At 32.3% G+C, this 17,366-nt stretch carries 15 protein-coding genes; 8 read left to right on the top strand and 7 right to left on the bottom strand.

Annotated features, from left to right (window positions below):
* Positions 1 to 19: 19 nt before the first annotated feature.
* From hisD to hisIE, 7 genes are all read left to right on the top strand, one after another.
* Positions 20 to 1,303, top strand: a complete 1,284-nt coding sequence (hisD, locus tag KCTC32516_RS09885; protein WP_301400252.1) for a histidinol dehydrogenase — start codon at positions 20 to 22, stop codon at positions 1,301 to 1,303.
* Between the two features lie 127 nt (positions 1,304 to 1,430).
* Positions 1,431 to 2,480, top strand: a complete 1,050-nt coding sequence (hisC, locus tag KCTC32516_RS09890) for a histidinol-phosphate transaminase (protein WP_301400254.1) — start codon at positions 1,431 to 1,433, stop codon at positions 2,478 to 2,480.
* Between the two features lie 170 nt (positions 2,481 to 2,650).
* On the top strand, positions 2,651 to 3,760 hold the full coding sequence (hisB, locus tag KCTC32516_RS09895) for a bifunctional histidinol-phosphatase/imidazoleglycerol-phosphate dehydratase HisB (RefSeq protein ID WP_301400255.1): 1,110 nt from the start codon (positions 2,651 to 2,653) through the stop codon (positions 3,758 to 3,760).
* 74 nt (positions 3,761 to 3,834) lie between these two features.
* The gene (hisH, locus tag KCTC32516_RS09900; protein WP_301400256.1) at positions 3,835 to 4,416 is read left to right on the top strand and encodes an imidazole glycerol phosphate synthase subunit HisH; all 582 of its coding nucleotides are present in this window, start codon (positions 3,835 to 3,837) and stop codon (positions 4,414 to 4,416) included.
* 40 nt (positions 4,417 to 4,456) lie between these two features.
* Entirely contained in the window at positions 4,457 to 5,245 is a 789-nt protein-coding gene (gene hisA, locus KCTC32516_RS09905; RefSeq protein WP_301400257.1) for a 1-(5-phosphoribosyl)-5-[(5-phosphoribosylamino)methylideneamino]imidazole-4-carboxamide isomerase, read from the top strand.
* A 71-nt stretch (positions 5,246 to 5,316) separates the two neighbouring features.
* Positions 5,317 to 6,072 (top strand): imidazole glycerol phosphate synthase subunit HisF, encoded by a 756-nt coding sequence (hisF, locus tag KCTC32516_RS09910; protein ID WP_301400259.1) that lies wholly within the window; start codon positions 5,317 to 5,319, stop codon positions 6,070 to 6,072.
* A 78-nt stretch (positions 6,073 to 6,150) separates the two neighbouring features.
* Positions 6,151 to 6,750: a bifunctional phosphoribosyl-AMP cyclohydrolase/phosphoribosyl-ATP diphosphatase HisIE gene (hisIE, locus tag KCTC32516_RS09915; protein ID WP_301400260.1), complete on the top strand. Its 600-nt coding sequence runs from the start codon at positions 6,151 to 6,153 to the stop codon at positions 6,748 to 6,750.
* A gap of 83 nt (positions 6,751 to 6,833) precedes the next feature.
* On the opposite strand, the gene KCTC32516_RS09920 is transcribed toward hisIE, so the two are convergent.
* On the bottom strand, positions 6,834 to 7,652 hold the full coding sequence (locus KCTC32516_RS09920; protein ID WP_301400261.1) for a DUF1853 family protein: 819 nt from the start codon (positions 7,650 to 7,652) through the stop codon (positions 6,834 to 6,836).
* A gap of 67 nt (positions 7,653 to 7,719) precedes the next feature.
* Between KCTC32516_RS09920 and KCTC32516_RS09925 the strand changes: the two genes are divergently transcribed.
* The gene (locus KCTC32516_RS09925; RefSeq protein WP_301400262.1) at positions 7,720 to 8,391 is read left to right on the top strand and encodes a DUF2461 domain-containing protein; all 672 of its coding nucleotides are present in this window, start codon (positions 7,720 to 7,722) and stop codon (positions 8,389 to 8,391) included.
* A gap of 19 nt (positions 8,392 to 8,410) precedes the next feature.
* Here the strand turns inward: KCTC32516_RS09925 and KCTC32516_RS09930 are convergent, their stop codons facing one another.
* The 6 genes from KCTC32516_RS09930 to KCTC32516_RS09955 form a co-directional block, all read right to left on the bottom strand.
* Complete coding sequence (locus KCTC32516_RS09930; protein WP_301400263.1) at positions 8,411 to 8,830, bottom strand: type II toxin-antitoxin system VapC family toxin; 420 nt, start codon at positions 8,828 to 8,830, stop codon at positions 8,411 to 8,413.
* Entirely contained in the window at positions 8,831 to 9,079 is a 249-nt protein-coding gene (locus tag KCTC32516_RS09935) for a DUF6364 family protein (RefSeq protein WP_301400264.1), read from the bottom strand.
* Between the two features lie 286 nt (positions 9,080 to 9,365).
* Complete coding sequence (locus KCTC32516_RS09940) at positions 9,366 to 10,337, bottom strand: hypothetical protein (protein WP_301400265.1); 972 nt, start codon at positions 10,335 to 10,337, stop codon at positions 9,366 to 9,368.
* A gap of 12 nt (positions 10,338 to 10,349) precedes the next feature.
* Positions 10,350 to 13,229 carry a hypothetical protein gene (locus tag KCTC32516_RS09945; protein WP_301400266.1) on the bottom strand — a complete coding sequence of 960 codons (2,880 nt, stop codon included), beginning with the start codon at positions 13,227 to 13,229 and terminating at the stop codon, positions 10,350 to 10,352.
* 639 nt (positions 13,230 to 13,868) lie between these two features.
* Positions 13,869 to 15,404, bottom strand: coding sequence for a M28 family peptidase (locus KCTC32516_RS09950; protein WP_301400267.1), 1,536 nt, complete (start codon positions 15,402 to 15,404; stop codon positions 13,869 to 13,871).
* An 84-nt stretch (positions 15,405 to 15,488) separates the two neighbouring features.
* On the bottom strand, positions 15,489 to 17,354 hold the full coding sequence (locus tag KCTC32516_RS09955; protein ID WP_301400268.1) for an AAA family ATPase: 1,866 nt from the start codon (positions 17,352 to 17,354) through the stop codon (positions 15,489 to 15,491).
* Positions 17,355 to 17,366 lie beyond the last annotated feature (12 nt).

The following is a 17,366-nucleotide window of genomic DNA, read 5'->3' on the forward strand; positions in this document are numbered from 1 at the left end:
AAATAATAAGATTAAAAAAATGAAAGTAATCCAAAACCCGCAACCAAAAGATTGGAATACAATCTTAGAAAGACCTACAAAAACGGTAGACGCTATTGAGAGAACAGTCAATCAGATTTTTGATGCTGTAAAAAGAAATGGAGATAATGCTGTTGCAACCTATACCAAACAATTTGATAACGTCAGTTTAGAAAGCATATTTGTTTCTGATAAAGAAATAGAAAAAGGTATTTCGTTGGTTTCAGATGAATTGAAAAATGCTATTGAAGTTGCTAAAAACAATATTGAAAAATTTCACAGAGCGCAAAAAACGGAGAAAGTAGTGGTAGAAACTACTACCGGAGTTCAATGTTGGCAAGAAAAAAAGCCGATTACAAAAGTTGGTTTGTACATTCCTGGCGGAACAGCGCCTTTATTTTCTACCGTTTTAATGTTGGCAATTCCTGCTCAAATTGCAGGGTGTAAAGAAATTGTATTGTGTTCTCCTCCCGATAAAAACGGAAAAATAAATCCCGCTATTTTATATGCAGCAACTCTTTGTGGAGTAACAAGAATTTTTAAAGTGGGCGGAATTCAAGCCATTGCTGCCATGACATTTGGAACAGAAAGTGTTCCGAAAGTTTCTAAAATATTTGGACCAGGAAATCAGTTTGTAACGGTTGCAAAACAAATTGCCACCAAATATGGTGTTGCCATTGATATGCCAGCGGGACCAAGTGAATTGTTAGTGGTTGCTGATGTTTCTGCAAATGCTTCTTTTGTTGCTTCAGATTTATTGAGTCAAGCAGAACACGGAACCGACAGTCAAGTTGTATTGGTTTCTGATTCCATTGCATTGATTGAATCCGTTGAGAATGAAATCCAAAAACAACTCTTAGCCTTGCCTAGAAAAGAAATTGCAGCAAAAGCATTAGAAAATTCGAAAATGATTTTAATGGAAGATGAAAACGCAGCGTTAAATCTTATCAATGCATATGCTCCGGAACATTTAATTATTGCCACTAGAAACGATAATTATTTTGTAGATAATATTGAGAATGCTGGCTCTGTTTTTATTGGGAATTACACACCAGAAAGTGCGGGAGATTATGCTTCTGGAACCAATCATACCTTACCAACAAACGGATTTTCAAAAGCGTATTCTGGAGTTAATTTAGACAGCTTTTTAAAAAGCATTACCTATCAAAAAATATCAAAAGAAGGATTGCAAAACATTGGGAAATCGATTGAAATTATGGCAGCAGCAGAAGGGTTGCAAGCGCATAAAAATGCGGTTTCGATTCGGTTAAAAAATATAAAATAAATATAAATGTCAGTTCGAGTGATTTCGAGGAACGAGAAATTGTATCGAGAACAAATGATAATAGCATCTCGATACAAATTTATTCCTGACGTCATAAATTCACTCGATGTGACAACGTAAATATAAAATGAAAACAAATTTCAACATCAACAACCTCATTAGAGAAAATATTAAATCTCTAAAGCCCTATTCATCCGCAAGAGATGAATATACAAATGCACCTTCTAAAGAAATGACTTTCTTAGATGCCAATGAAAATCCGTTTGCAAATGGTGTAAATCGCTATCCAGATCCACAACAAAATTCGGTAAAAGAATTGTTGTCAAAAATTAAAAAAATTGATACTAAAAACATCCTTTTAGGAAATGGAAGTGACGAAGTGTTGGATTTGCTTTTTAGAGCTTTTTGTGAACCGAATAGAGACAACATTATTACGTTACCACCAACATACGGAATGTATGCTGTGTTGGCAAACATCAATGCAGTTGAAAACATAAAAGTTGTTTTAACTGAAGATTTTCAACCAAAAGTTGAGCAAATTTTAAGTAAAGTTGATGAAAATACGAAACTCTTGTTTTTGTGCTCACCAAATAATCCAACCGGAAATAGTTTTTCTGTTGCTGCAATTGAAGAATTGTTATTAAAGTTCAACGGTTTGGTAGTGATTGACGAAGCCTATATCGATTTTTCTGAACAAGCAAGTTGGTTAAATAAATTAGAGGAATTCCCGAATTTAGTCATCACACAAACCTTGTCGAAAGCGTATGGAATGGCAGGAATTCGGTTAGGAGTTTGTTATGCATCCAAAGAAATTATTAGCGTATTGAACTCCATAAAACCGCCTTATAACGTAAACGAATTATCACAACAAAAAGCAATCAATAGATTGTTAGATTTTGATGCCGTTCAAAATGAAATTATACAAATTAAAAACGAAAGAGTTCAACTTGAAAAAGAATTGAAATCCATTGATTTTATTGAAAAAGTGCATCAATCAGACTCAAATTTTCTATTGATAAAAGTAGATGATGCTACCAAAAGATACCATCAAATACTTTCAAACGGAATTGTAATTCGAAATAGGACAAAGGAACCTTTGTGTGAAAATTGTTTGCGAATTACTGTTGGGACTGCATCAGAAAATAAAGAATTGATAACCATATTTAAACAGTTATAAAACACCTACAAGGTTTTTGAAACCTTGTAGGAATCCATAAAAACAAGATATAAAAGAAAATAGATTCTCGTTTTAACGGGAATGACAAAACAAAAAGAAAAATAAAAAGTTGATGAGATTTCTCAATCGTTTTACAAACTCATTTCGAAATGACAACAAATAATAAAAAAATGAAAAAAGCACTATTTATAGACAGAGACGGAACCTTAGTTATTGAGCCGCCCATCGATTATCAATTAGACAGTTTAGAAAAATTAGAATTCTATCCAGGTGTTTTTAGATGGCTGAGTCGCATTGCAGAAGAATTGGATTTTGAATTGGTGATGGTCACCAACCAAGATGGTTTGGGAACAACTTCTTTTCCTTCAGCTACTTTTTGGCCTGCACAAAATAAAGTGATTCAGGCGTTTAAAAATGAAGGAATTGTTTTTAATGACATTCTAATCGACAACAGTTTTCCTGAAGAAAATTCGCAAAACAGAAAACCAAGAACAGGTTTGTTAACGAAGTATTTGAAAGGAAATTACGATTTAGAAAACTCATTTGTTATCGGAGATCGTTTAACGGATATTGAATTGGCAGAGAATTTAAACGCAAAAGGAATTCTAATCACTGCTGATGAAACATTGAATTACAAAAACGAAACTCAAGCTTTAAAAACATCGAATTGGAAAACGATTTACGAGTTTTTAAAAGTATCCCAAAGAACAGCTTCTATAGAAAGAAACACCAACGAAACGAAGATTAAAATCGACATCAATTTAGACGGAACTGGAAAAAGTACTATTGCTACCGGAATTGCTTTTTTTGATCATATGTTAGACCAAATTGCACGACACGGACAAATGGATTTAAACATTCAAGTACAAGGTGATTTAGAAGTTGACGAGCATCACACCATTGAAGACACCGCAATTGCTTTAGGAGAAGTATTCAACAAAGCGTTGGCTAACAAATTAGGAATTGAGCGTTACGGATTTTGTTTGCCTATGGACGATTGTTTGGCACAAGTTGCTATCGATTTTGGTGGAAGAAATTGGTTGGTTTGGGATGCGGATTTTAAAAGAGAAATGATTGGTAAAATGCCTACAGAAATGTTTTATCACTTTTTTAAATCGTTTACAGATGGCGCAAAATGCAATTTAAATATCAAAGCAGAAGGAAGGAACGAACACCATAAAATTGAAGCCATTTTTAAAGCTTTTGCAAAAGCAATCAAAGTAGCGGTAAAAAGAGATGTAGATAAAATGTTACTGCCATCTACAAAAGGAATGCTTTAAAAAAGTGTTGAATTGTGAGTTTTAAGTTTTGAGTGATTTAACTAAAAACTCAACATTAAAGATTAAAAGCTATTATGAAAATCATAATTATTGATTACGGAGCAGGAAATATTAAAAGCATTCAGTTTGCCTTTAAACGGTTAGGTGTTGATGCTGTTTTATCAAATAATATCGATGAAATAAGAACTGCTGATAAAGTGATATTTCCTGGAGTTGGAGAAGCAAGTTCAGCCATGAGAATGTTAAAAGAAAGCGGATTAGACGCAATAATTCCGACCTTGAAACAACCTGTTTTAGGAATCTGTTTAGGAATGCAATTGATGTGTATTGCAACAGAAGAAGGAAACACCAAAGGATTGGGAATTTTTAATACGACAGTAAAACGTTTTTCATCAAAAGTAAAAGTTCCGCAAATGGGTTGGAATACCATTTCTGATTTGAAATCGGATCTATTTACAGGAATAAAAGAAAACGAATTTATGTATTTGGTACATAGTTTTTATGCAGAAAATTGCGATGAAACCATTGCAACTACCAATTACGACATCGCATATGCTGCTGCTTTGCAAAAAGATAATTTTTACGGAGTGCAATTTCATCCAGAGAAAAGTGGTGTAATAGGAGAACAAATTTTAAAAAATTTTATAGAATTATAAAAAAGCTGTTAGCCATTTGCTAATAGCCAAAAGCTAAAACATGAGAATCATACCAGCAATAGACATCATCGACGGAAAATGCGTTCGATTGTCAAAAGGAGATTATAAGACCAAAAAAATATACAATGAAAATCCGTTAGAAGTTGCCAAAGAATTTGAGCAAGCAGGCATTGAGTATTTACATTTAGTGGATTTAGACGGCGCAAAAGCAAGCAAAATTATCAATTATAAAGTCTTAGAACTAATTGCATCAGAAACCAATTTAAATATCGATTTTGGTGGCGGTTTAAAATCTGATAAAGATGTAGAAATTGCGTTTAATTCGGGAGCAAACCAAATTACTGGCGGAAGTATTGCTGTAAAAAATCCTGAGTTATTTGAAAAATGGATTGTTCAATACGGAAGCAATACAATTATTTTAGGAGCCGATGCAAATAACGGAAAAATAGCGACTAATGGTTGGTTGGAAAAAAGTGAACAAGAGATCATTCCTTTTATTCAAAACTATCAAAAAAAGGGAATTGAATATGTAATTTCTACTGATATTGCAAAAGACGGAATGCTTTCTGGACCCTCGTTTGAATTGTACTCAGAGATTTTAAAAGAATGCAGAATGTCAGTTCGAGCGCAGTCGAGAACGAATGACCTCTCGACTGCGCTCGAGGAGACAAATAATTCATTAAAATTAATCGCCTCAGGAGGAATCTCAACCTTTGATGAATTGCCGAAGTTAGCAGCAATGGGCTGCGAAGGCGTTATTATTGGAAAAGCGATTTATGAAAATAGAATTTCTTTAAAACAATTGGAACAATTTATAATTAACAACTAAATGTCTGTTCGAGCGCAGTCGAGAACTATTCATAACCTCTCGACTGCGCTCGAGGTGACACTACGACAACTATGTTAACAAAAAGAATCATTCCGTGTTTAGACATCAAAGACGGAAGAACAGTAAAAGGTGTCAATTTTGTGAACTTGCGTGATGCTGGTGATCCCGTTGAATTGGCAAAAATATACGCAGAAAACGGTGCTGATGAATTGGTGTTTTTAGACATTTCTGCCACAGAAGAAAAACGAAAAACACTCATCGAATTGGTGTTAAAAGTAGCAGAACAAATAAACATTCCGTTTACTGTTGGTGGTGGAATATCTAGCGTAGACGATGTTTCTGTGCTATTAAATTCTGGCGCAGATAAAGTTTCTATCAATTCATCCGCAGTAAAAAATCCGAAATTAATCAATGAGTTGGCTAGTAAATTTGGCAGTCAATGTATTACTGTGGCAATTGATGCCAAACGAGTAAACGGAATTTGGCGAGTCCATTTAGTCGGTGGGAAAGTCCCGACAGAACTCAATTTATTCGACTGGGCAAAGGAAGTAGAAAAACGCGGCGCAGGAGAAATTTTATTTACGTCGATGGAAAACGATGGAACAAAAGACGGATTTGCAAACAAAGCTTTGGCGCAATTATCAAGTTTGGTAAACATTCCAATTATAGCTTCTGGTGGCGCAGGAACCATGCAACATTTTACAGATGCATTTATCAAAGGAAAAGCAGATGCAGCGTTGGCAGCAAGTGTTTTTCACTTTAAAGAAATAGAAATTTCAGCATTAAAGCAAGAGTTAAAAAATAATAATATTCCAGTAAGAATATAAATATAAATGTCAGTTCGAGCGCAGTCGAGAACTAATGACCTTTCGACTGCGCTCGAGGAGACAAATAAAATATAAATTATGAATATCAATTTCAATAAAAATAACGACGGATTAGTTCCGGCAATCATTCAAGATGCAACCACCAAAAATGTATTGATGCTGGGATATATGAACCAAGAAGCATTTGCTAAAACACAAGAAACAAAACGGGTAACTTTTTTTAGCAGAACTAAGAATCGCTTGTGGACAAAAGGAGAAGAAAGTGGAAACGTATTACATCTAGTAGACATTAAACTAGATTGTGATAAGGATACATTGCTCATATCAGTAAATCCAATTGGGCCAACGTGTCACAAAGGAACTGATACCTGTTGGAATGAACCCAATGAAGAAAATTTTGGATTTATTTCTAAACTAGAAACAAAAATTGAAAACAGAATTAAGAATGCTGACACGAACAATTCTTATGTTGCTTCGCTGTTTAGTGAAGGCATCAATAAAGTAGCGCAAAAGGTTGGAGAAGAAGCCGTAGAAGTAATTATTGAAGCAAAAGACAACAATGATGATTTGTTTTTAAATGAAAGTGCCGATTTGCTGTTTCACTATTTATTGTTGTTACAAGCAAAAGGGTTTCAATTAAAAGATGTTGTTGACGTTTTAAAGGGAAGAGAGAAATAAATTTTTACTTCTAAATGTCATTCCTTTGAAAAAGGGAATCCAAAGAAAGGCTATTGATAAAAATAAATCAATACTTAAACAAGCTATGCTTGCCACCAAATAAGAAAAAACTTAGAAATTTCTCCGTTTGGATGTTTCATCCAGCAAAGCGGAGAGCTTTCTTTGTCGAGTATTTCTGAAACTTCTTTTTCAAAAGAAATAAAAGGTTGCCAAGCAACTTGCGTATGTGGTTGGAGTAGCCAATTCTTTTTCGTCGGAATGTAAAACTTACACTCTTTAAAAGTTGCTAATTCTTTTTGGTTGATGTAAAACCCAACAATACAATCTTGGTTCAATGTCTTTAACTGAACATCTTGCCTTGCAAAGGGAACAAATAATTGTGCTTTAAAATAGACTTGTTGCTCTATTTCTGAAACGTTTAAATGGAGTTCTTTCAAATACGATTCGCATTCGTTAGAGTAGAGCAGTGGCAATTGTTTGTCTTTAAGCTTTGTTACTTTTTGGAGCAAAGAATCTTTTCTGTTCGGACCAATACAATGTGCTATTTCAGAATTCCCAACTGAAGGATCGTACAGATAAAACTTGTAAATAACTTCTAAATGAATGGGTTTTTGATCCTTTAAAAGCAAACAATCCAATTCGCCCAACGTAATTTTTTCGCGCTGAATTTGAATGTTTTCAGAAATGATTTCAATTCCATTTTCTTGTTGCAATTGAAAAGAAACAAAGCGTTCTATGTATTTTCCTAAACGAAGTTTTGTATCAATTTCTAAATCAAAAGCAATTGCTTTTTGCTCAATTTCAAACTGTTGCAAACCATACACAGCATCATTTTTCCATAAACAAGGTGTTTGCAGAAAACCGGTATACTGTTGCTGTATTTGTTTTGATGATAATTTCATTCAGCATCGAAAATACAAATCTATTTCCGATTTCTTTTGTACATTGAACTTTTAAAATTTCTACTTTATGCAATTCGACAAATCAGCTTTTCAATTTTTATCAGATTTAAAAGAAAACAACAACAGAGAATGGTTTTTCGAACGAAAAGAGGTGTTTAAAGAACATCAAAATCATGCAAAAGAATTCTACGGAACCATTAGAGAAAACCTAGAAAAACACGATGAAATAGATCAGTTTAAATTGTTTCGGATTTATAGAGATGTGCGTTTTTCGAAAGACAAAACACCGTACAAACCACATTTTGCGGGTTCGTTTTCTAGAACAGGAAAAAGTTTACGTGGCGGATATTATTTAAGAATACGACCCGGAGAAAGTTTTTTAGCGGGCGGATTTTGGGAACCCAACAAAGAAGATTTGCAACGCATCAGAAAAGAAATTGAATTGGATGCAACAGAGTTTAGAGACCTTTTGAACGATAAAAAGTATCAGAAATATTTTGGCGGAAAATTTGATGGCGATGAATTAAAATCTGCGCCACGCGGATTCGATAAAAACCATCCAGATATTGATTTATTGCGTAAAAAAGGATTTATCGCAGTGCGTAATTTTACAGATGCAGAAGTATTTACTCCTAACTTTTTAGAAGAAATCGATAACAGTTACAAAGCATTACGTCCGTTTTTTAATTTGTTTTCTGATGTGTTAACCACCAATTTAAACGGAGAAAATATTATTTAATGAAGCAGGCATTCGAATTTTATAAACCAATTACTTTTAAATAAGCTTCAGGTGTTAAAACAGCTAGTTTACTCTTTTTATAGTCTTTTATATTTCTTGTTAGAATAATTTTAATCTGTCCATTTTCTATTGCCGAAAAATTTTGTAGCGCATCTTCAAAATCTTTAAATTCAGAATTCAGTGCATTTATTACAGTGGTTTTATCCATTTTTATGACATCAATAAAAGTAAGAAGTTGTTTTATTTTTTCAACTACAAATGCATGTTTGGCTGTTTTTCTAAGCAAATAGTATATGTTTGAGATAATTACTGGAGTTGTAAATCCTTTTATTTCTTTTTCTGTACAAAGATTTAAAATTTGGGCCGAATATTCTGCAAATGGTTTTCTGTCAAAGAAGAAATCTAGAAGAACGTCTGTATCGATTAGAACTCTATCCATTTATAAATATTTTTTTTCCACTCTCTCCTTAAGCTCTTTTTTATAATCCATGTTTTTTGGCATTTTAAAAGAACCTTTTAATGATTCAACTGCTGGATTCAGTTTTTTGCTTTTAGGATGCTGATCTTTGGTAATCATTTTTAAATAGTTTTCTATAATATCTGACAAACTTCTATTTTGTTCTTTCGCATAGCTTTTTGCTCTTTCAATGATTTCTCCTTGTATCGTTAATGTTAATTTTGTGCTCATAATAATATGTATATAAGATGCCAAACACAAAATTACAAAATAATTTTATAACACGTGTGTTTTATTTTATTTTTACACGTGTAATAGGTTTTTAATTTGTTTTCTGATGTGTTGACGACCAATCTAAACGGAGAATCGTTGATTTAAGAACGGTCTAGTAGTATAAGAATAGAGCGGATTAAAATGCACTTACTTTTTGGTTAAACACAGACCTTTTTAATATTCACTTACTTTGGTTTAGCGATTAAACCGCTATTATTTTTATACATTGTTGTGCGGTCGTGCTTTATTTGATAAGGTTAAATTCAGTGTCATTTAAATAATCATTTTTATTTTTTACCATTTTTTTAATTTCAGAAAGTGTAGCATGATTAATTCTCCCATCCAACCATTGGAGTCTTTGACTAAAATTTTCTATTACTTCATTGTACAATTGAAAGCATTCTCTTTTTCCATTTTCAAAATTTCCGGTATTTATTATATTATCTTTAAATAGAGTAAATTCACTATTATAGTCATAATTTATTTTTTTTGTTTTTATATCTTCTATCGATAGGTTTAAATTTTTTGCTTCTTGAATTTTTGCTTTTTTCTTTATATCCCTGACTAGCTTTTTTTCACTATCTAGTGGGTTTGAAAAAAATCGTTCAAAAACTTCAAACATTTTAAAATAAGATTTTATCCAATTTTCTTTTTGCGTAGACTCGTCCATATTTAACAAACTAAACTCAAGTCTTGCTTTAAATTCAAGTTCAAACGCAGCTAAATGACATTTTGACCAAAAACCAGAACATTCATCTGTTATAACATTATACTTTGTTTTATTTCGTTTTTGGAATTTTAAATGTTTTGACTCATGAATTGAAATTATAGATAGTTTTTCTTCCTCTTTCCAATTAGCCATTCTGTCTTTTGTGTCAAACATTGTTATATCAATTTTAACACCTTGAGTAATGTTGTTCCAACCTCCCTTGTAATATGTTCTGCCATGATCTGTTGTTTTCTTTTGGCTTTCATTCAAATCGTATAGTTGTTCATTACTTAAACTAATTTCAAGCATTGGTTTGTTCTTCCTTTTGTAATTATCCTTACAGCATTTATTAAATTTATCAATTGTTTTTAAACCTATTGGTGTTTTTTTTAACACCATAAGTAGATTATTTGGTATTAAAGTACAAGGTGAATCAATTTCACCTTTAGGATTAACAATTTTATCGCTAAAATTAACTTTTGGAAATGCTTCTATTAAAAAACTCATAATTCTAAATTTTTATTCTTCACATTTAATTGGATAACATGGCAAGCAGCCTCCTTCTTCTCGCAGCCAAGTCAAAGAAGTAGGTACAGTATATTTCCAAGGTGCTCCTATAAATATTGCTCCTGTTGACCATGGCAATTCTCTTTCGTCATATATTTCATCGAACTCTTTTCCATTTCCACCACAGCAACAGTCTATTTCTAAGTCTCTATCCAAAGTGAATTTTACGACATCGTTAGTTGCATCTACTTCATCAATTGAAACAATACGATAGGTAACGCAATTAATATTAATTTCTCTATTTAGGTCAATTTTCGCCTTATCTGGGTCGAAAGAGTATGTGCCTAAAGAATTGCCTGTAATCGGGTCAAAATCTTCAGAGTAATAATCTAAGTTATCAAACAATTTAATTTCATCTTTCCTTAAAGAAGTGTCCCATTTAATATGCCCTTTTCTGTCGGCATTGTAATTGTTTTTACTTTCTTTAATTTCTTGGTGAATTGGTAGGAATCCTATACCTAAAATTGGAGCTTCTTCACCACACCAAAGCTGTTTGGTTTGTAAATAGCAGTTAACCATCTCCTCAAATCCTGGACGAACTGAAATTGTAATACGTGCGAAACCTGCCTGTAAAAATCTAGTAAATAAATAGTTGTCAGCTTCTTCTTTTAATTTATCTTCCCAAGAACATTTTCTTCCCCAAAAATATGGATAAAGCATGTAGTTCATAAATTGCCACTCAAATGCTTGTTCAAAGAAACGAACAAATTCTCCTTCTTTTTTAGTTTCAGGCAAATCCATTTGAGGAAACCCACAATCTTTTACCTTTCCTTTCAAGGCATCGTTATCATCAAAGAACTGGCAAGTAATATATGAAATTGCAGCCTGTTTCAGTTGCATTTTCATCATTTCAGAAAGAATGAAAGGGTTTTTATTAAAGTAATTTTCTTTCTGCTTCTTAAACTCTGCTAATGCTCTGTTATATTCATCAAGTTCTGTTTGGTACTTATCCATAAGTAGTTTATGAACTTCTAATTGCCATGAAAAATTATCTATTGAGTCTGGTTCAAACCATACTCTAACACTAACTTCAAATTTATTTAAGGCTAAACCAATCAAAGTCAATGTAGCCGAACCTCTAGCACTACAAGTATCAGAAGGGTCAAAATAATCATCTTGGTTTTTTATTCCTTCCGACTTTTGTATCATGCCACCAGCAAATGTTATTCTCAACCTATGGTGAGTCGCACCAAACCTTGGAGTGAGTTTTGGAGTGTCCATTTCAATTTTGGTGGCTGTATATCCCTCAGGGATTTGAATATTATCTGTTTCACTCCAATGTTTATCATTGGGGTCTTTTTTATATGTAGGTATATTATGCCAATATCCTTTTGGTTGCTCTTTCGGTTGTTCCAATTCCGAAAAGCCATAACATTGTACATAATCTAACCAATCATCTTTAGTTGTTCCTATTTCATCAATATTTATACAAGGTTTTTTAGGTTGCTTATGTTTGAATTGTTTTTCTACCAGTCTTTTTAAAAGTTCGGAAGGTTCAGGTATATAGAAGTCAAGCATACTTCGCATTCCATGGCTATATACCTGTGCTTTTCTTGTTTGATTTACAAAGTAGAACTGTCTAGAAACATCTTCAGTTGTACCTATTAAAGTTGAAGTATTTGTTATTTCCGTTTCCTTATGGAGGGTCAGTTGTGTGGTTGTTTTTACGTTTTGCTCAAGACGAGAAGTCATTCTTTCTATTATATCTTTTGACTTATCTTGAACAATTTTATTTGTTCGGTCTCGATTTCGCTTAAAATCAAAACTACCTTCAACAAAATACCCAGGACCATCTTTTTTACCACTTGCGTAATTTGCACCAGCATGGACTTTTGTTTCGTCCTTTATAATATCTTCAATCGTTTTACTAATACTTGATTTGTCAGTTACTTCTAAAAATTTTTCTTCAAACTTTTTTGTTTCATCTATAGTTTCTGTATAATTGATTTCTTTTTCTAGATTTCGGTGAACTCTTTCTTGAGTTTCGCCTTTAACAATATTCTTTATGTAAGAAATATCACCTAGCTCATATTTACAAACCTCATCTCTTACCACAAATAATTCTGCTATGTAGGGTTTAATTTTTACACAGCAAGGATTTTGTTCTACACATTCATCATTGCATTTACATTCACAATCCTCATTTTCTTCTTTCTCTTTACATCTGCATTCTTTTTCTTCCTTCTCTTGATTTGGGTTTTCTATTAGAATTGGTAATGGCTTCTTTGTTTGCCTAGAGCAAGGGTCTATTTCGAAAATGCAAGAGTCTATAATAAGCGGTTTATCGAAATGCTTATCAATATTTAAACGGATTTTATCTTTACCTACCAAATAAGTTGTTTCCAAAAGATTAAGAGTTTGAATCGCTCTTGGTAAGTTAAAATCTCTTCTTACTTTAACATCTACTTGCGTACTCGCTAAAAGCTGGTCATTAAGGTTTGTAATTAGATTGAAAAATGGAGATTTCTCATTGTAACATCCATCTTCTTTTATTTCTTTACCAAACTCGTTTGGCATTTTTCTTAAGTCAATTTGTTTGGTAAACTCTTTTATATCAAAACCAGTAAAACCGTTATATTCTGCATACTTGATTATTGGAGTAATGTCTTTTGGCATTTGGCTAAACTTCTTTATAGCTGTTTCGCTATTCAAAAAGTTTTCCATTTCTTTATTTAGTGCTTCGTATTCTTTACGTTCACATAAAGTAAGCCAGCCCCTATATCTTTCAGATAGCAAGTTTTCGGAATGAGTTTTAATTCCTGTTTTGTCAATTTCTTTAGGAGAAAGTTCATCAGGAGAGCGAAGTGCAGTAAAGCTAATTAGTTCAGGCATAATTTTATGTTTTTAATGTTTGGTAAAGTTCAGTTTTTATTATTTTATATTTTCAAGGTATTTAACCCTTTTCACTTAGTTATTTCCCCTTTTTTATTCAAATGTAGTATTCCAATACACACTAGAGAAGTGTCACTTGATTACTTGTAGAGTTCAATTGATTATCACTTCACAAATTGACTACAATTCTTATAACTACATTCTAATTTTAGCTAATTACCTAAAATAGAATCACATAGCGTTTCGGAAAACCGAAATTCTAATTGTAGTTTTCCGCAACAGTTACTTTAATAGATGAAAAATAGGTGTAAATCTCTTGTAAAAAAAGCTTGTTAATTCTGAGGAATAGAGATTTTATATGTAAAATAGGAGTAAAGCAACAAGTAGGAATTACTTGCTATAAAGAAATTTTTTTACCACCAATTTAAACGGAGAATCGTTGATTTAATCTAAGTTGTTAAATCTGTAGAAAATTGTCAGTTCGAGTGTCATGCTTTTGGGCGTGATGTATCGAGAACAAAATTTTCGTTTTAAAAACCTGTTCTCGATACAACTTTCTTTATTCTCGACTCCGCCTGCCTGCCGCAGGCAAGGCTCGAATTGACAGAAAATAACTCGAACTGACATTTAGGTATATTATTATTTTTCCTTTCTAGGAACTTTTTCTGCCATGTTATCCAACGCATAAATAGTCCATGCTAAAATTACCGCATTTTTCATAATATCATCTTCGTGTACATATTCTAAAAAGTCAAGGTTGGTGTGGTGCGTTACTTTGTCATAGGCCAATCCATCTTGTATAAATTGAAAAGACGGAATGTTATAATAATCAAAGGTTTCGTGATCTGTAGAAAGCGTGTTTTCTATAGTGATTGCTCCAGAAGTGATGTTGGCAATTGGTGCAAAAACCTTTTCAAAAACAGGTCTCGCAAATTCATTGTTCTGTAAAAAGATTCCTCTGATGGCTCCACCGCCATTGTCTAAATTCAAATAGGCAGATACTTTTTTAGAATTGGCATTTGGTTTTTCGTCTAAAGCGCCAAAGTGTTTTTTTGCAAACGCAGCAGAACCTAAAAAAGCTTGTTCTTCGCCACCCCAAAGTCCGATTTTAATAGTTCTTTTTGGTTGATATCCAATCTTCTTCAAAATGCGCATCGCTTCTACCAACACAACACAATTAACTCCGTTATCGGTTGCGCCAGTTGCAGCATGCCAAGAATCAAAATGTGCACCTAAAAGGATGCTTTCATGTTTTAATTTCGAATCGTTTCCTGGAATTTCTCCAATAATATTTACATTGTTTTGTGGTTCTTCGTAAAATTCAGTTTCTAAATTCAGACGAATGGTTGGTGTAGTATTTAATTTGAGCATTCTGTACAATCTACCAAAATGTTCTGGCATAATTGTAAAATTAGGCAACGTTTTAATATCGCTATTTCTAAAATAATACGTTCCGCCAGGATGCAAAACACCTAAATACATAGAACGTGTTGTTAACAGCGCCAAAGCGCCTTCTGCATCTAAAAATTTTAAGAAAGCTTCGTCGCTTTTGTCTGTGGTTTTCCAACCTTCAAACAATTCTGGTAACGGAGTCACTTTTACTTTAGCAGCTACTTTTTTGTCCATTTGCTTTAGTTGCTTCTCAGAATATCTTTCTTCTATCTTATCTGTAAGCGATTTTCTTTTCGGCTCTTTTCCTAACAGCACTATTTTTCCTTTTAGTTTTCCAGAAAATTGGCTGCGTACTTTGTTCATATCAGCAAAACTTTCAATGCTGATGATTTCGCCAGAAACGTTGCCGTTGGTACTTTTAGACATGGTTAACGGATAGGCAGAAATTTTCATATAGTTTGGCGCTACCATTTCTACATTAAAGGTGTTGACGTCCCAACCACGACATTCTAAACAATAATTTTCGAAACGTACATTTTGCAAGCCAATTTCTTTCATTTCGTTAGAAATCCATTTGGCTGCTTTGTAGTAATTTCTTGATCCTGTAAGGCGTTGCCCGTAAACATCTGTAAACTCACTTAGGCTTTGCATCACTTTAGAATTGTTAAAACCTTCATTTCTAATTTCTGACAAGATGCTTTCTGCAGTAGTTACTTGTGCGTAATTGTTGATAGTAATTCCAAGAAAAAGGAAAAGTGCAATACTGGTTTTTATGTTGTTCATGATTGGGATTGTTTTGTTTGTAATGTGTAAAATTAATGAAGAAAAGAGTTGCTTTTTAGCTCAGTTCTTTGTTATCTCTAGTTTTTAATCATTTGCCTTTTTTATATCTTTAACTAGTGCTATTATTTTTTTATTAAGTTCATCATTTTCCATTTCAAATCCAGTATTTACTATTTTTTCTGCAACTTTAATCTTATCTATAGTATTTATGGTTTGTTTTGTATTGTTAAGTGATTTTTCTATTTCCTTTCTAAGTTCAGGTGCCATAATTCCTTTTAGACTTCCATTTTTATTTTTTTGAATTTTACTAAATAACTCATTACTCAACTTAATTGACGGCTTGTAAGTTGGTTTAGAATTCAAGTCGATGTATTTGCACCTATCACCAAATTGTGAGCTATCCAATTGAATATTTTTCACCTTATGGATTGTTTTTACAGATTCTTTGAAAACTTCAATAGGAATATAGTTTTCAATTTCTCTTAATTTAGTTAACCAACAATAAGATTTATTCTTCTTAAATAGGTTGACTATTTCTTTCTTCTTTGGATTGTACCTTTCTCCAGATTTACTCCGATCACTATCCATTATCAATGCATAATTCTGATTTAGAGATTCAATGAAATCAAGATTTAAATCTCCCTTATTCATTAAAAAATGTTTGTAAGAACTACCACCATAAAACATTATGCTATAGTCTTCTCCTTCAATTAAAGTATTATCAACCTTTTGAATTAAATAGTTTAGATAAATTTTGTCACTTTGCCCTTCAACCCACAATAAAAAGTTAGTCTGATATAAGTCATTTGGCTTATAACCCAGTTCCTTAAGAATCTGTACTTTCTCAGTTTTAACATCTGAATAATGTAGATTTATTTTTTTATTCTTTTTAGAAACAATGAAAATGGAATTACTTGGTGAATTAATGAAAACTGAAGAATGTGTTGAAATAAAATAAGTATGATTTTCAATATTACACATAGCTCTGTACAAGAGCCTTTGCCATTTTGGATGAAGATGTGTTTCTGGTTCTTCAATAAAGACTAAATGACTTTTAGATCTATTAATAAATATTGGGAACAAGATTATTATTAAAGTTTGGAGACCATCTCCTAATTTATGTACAGGGAATTGAGTCTCATTACCAATTTTGATATGTAGAACATCATCATCGTATTTAGGAATTAAAGTAATTTTTTTCTTAAACAAATTAGATTCAAGAAAAATTTCAAATTCTTTAATTTCGTTTCTCTCGCTTTCATCACCTAATAAAAGTCTTTTGACTCGCTCATAAATTGACAACCCAGTAAAAATTAACCCATTAGGAATTTCAGCCTGAAAGTAGTCATGCTTTGTACGATTGAGATATATATCGTCAGTTGAAAAAGAATCTTCAGATTGGGCAATTGGACGTAAACCTCTTAGAATTGGAATATAGATTTTTTCAATTTTATTATTGTCTTTTCCTAGTTTATTTATGAGATTTCCCAGATTAGTCACATAAGATTTTGTTTGTGAAATTGTTCCTCGTAGATGATTTTCATATTGATTTTGTGTCAATTCAAATTCATGAACGTCTAAGGTGCTTAAATACCAATAAATATCCAATATATTGTTAAGCACATCAACTTCATTTTTTTCTATTGTTTCTGAGAGTGAATTTAATGAATTCCAATATTTATATTTAATCCCATAAGCCTTTAAACTATCAATTATTCTAATTATTTCTTTTGTTTGGTTTAGAATATTTAAAATAGTTTCCTCATCAATTTCATATATAAATTTAGTGCCTTTTGATTGCGAAAACAATGTTCTTAAGAAACGACTTTTACCAGAATTATTTACTCCTACAAAAGTATTTATTTTTCGTATATTACTTAGTATTCCGAAGTATCTACTTCCGCTAAACTCCTCCTCTAATGAACTATTTAGTTTTATACCTTGTAACATTTATGATTGTAT

Source organism: Polaribacter huanghezhanensis (assembly GCF_030444335.1).
In the GTDB taxonomy this organism is placed as follows: domain Bacteria; phylum Bacteroidota; class Bacteroidia; order Flavobacteriales; family Flavobacteriaceae; genus Polaribacter; species Polaribacter huanghezhanensis.

Excerpts from the sequence above, each read along its gene's own strand:
- hisF (WP_301400259.1), top strand. The coding sequence starts at position 5,317 with ATGTTAACAAAAAGAATCATTCCGTGTTTAGACATCAAAGACGGAAGA.
- KCTC32516_RS09950 (WP_301400267.1), bottom strand. The coding sequence starts at position 15,404 with ATGAACAACATAAAAACCAGTATTGCACTTTTCCTTTTTCTTGGAATT.
- hisIE (WP_301400260.1), top strand. The coding sequence starts at position 6,151 with ATGAATATCAATTTCAATAAAAATAACGACGGATTAGTTCCGGCAATC.
- hisD (WP_301400252.1), top strand. The coding sequence starts at position 20 with ATGAAAGTAATCCAAAACCCGCAACCAAAAGATTGGAATACAATCTTA.
- hisC (WP_301400254.1), top strand. The coding sequence starts at position 1,431 with ATGAAAACAAATTTCAACATCAACAACCTCATTAGAGAAAATATTAAA.
- KCTC32516_RS09930 (WP_301400263.1), bottom strand. The coding sequence starts at position 8,830 with ATGGATAGAGTTCTAATCGATACAGACGTTCTTCTAGATTTCTTCTTT.
- hisB (WP_301400255.1), top strand. The coding sequence starts at position 2,651 with ATGAAAAAAGCACTATTTATAGACAGAGACGGAACCTTAGTTATTGAG.
- KCTC32516_RS09935 (WP_301400264.1), bottom strand. The coding sequence starts at position 9,079 with ATGAGCACAAAATTAACATTAACGATACAAGGAGAAATCATTGAAAGA.
- KCTC32516_RS09940 (WP_301400265.1), bottom strand. The coding sequence starts at position 10,337 with ATGAGTTTTTTAATAGAAGCATTTCCAAAAGTTAATTTTAGCGATAAA.
- KCTC32516_RS09955 (WP_301400268.1), bottom strand. The coding sequence starts at position 17,354 with ATGTTACAAGGTATAAAACTAAATAGTTCATTAGAGGAGGAGTTTAGC.
- KCTC32516_RS09925 (WP_301400262.1), top strand. The coding sequence starts at position 7,720 with ATGCAATTCGACAAATCAGCTTTTCAATTTTTATCAGATTTAAAAGAA.
- hisH (WP_301400256.1), top strand. The coding sequence starts at position 3,835 with ATGAAAATCATAATTATTGATTACGGAGCAGGAAATATTAAAAGCATT.
- KCTC32516_RS09920 (WP_301400261.1), bottom strand. The coding sequence starts at position 7,652 with ATGAAATTATCATCAAAACAAATACAGCAACAGTATACCGGTTTTCTG.
- KCTC32516_RS09945 (WP_301400266.1), bottom strand. The coding sequence starts at position 13,229 with ATGCCTGAACTAATTAGCTTTACTGCACTTCGCTCTCCTGATGAACTT.
- hisA (WP_301400257.1), top strand. The coding sequence starts at position 4,457 with ATGAGAATCATACCAGCAATAGACATCATCGACGGAAAATGCGTTCGA.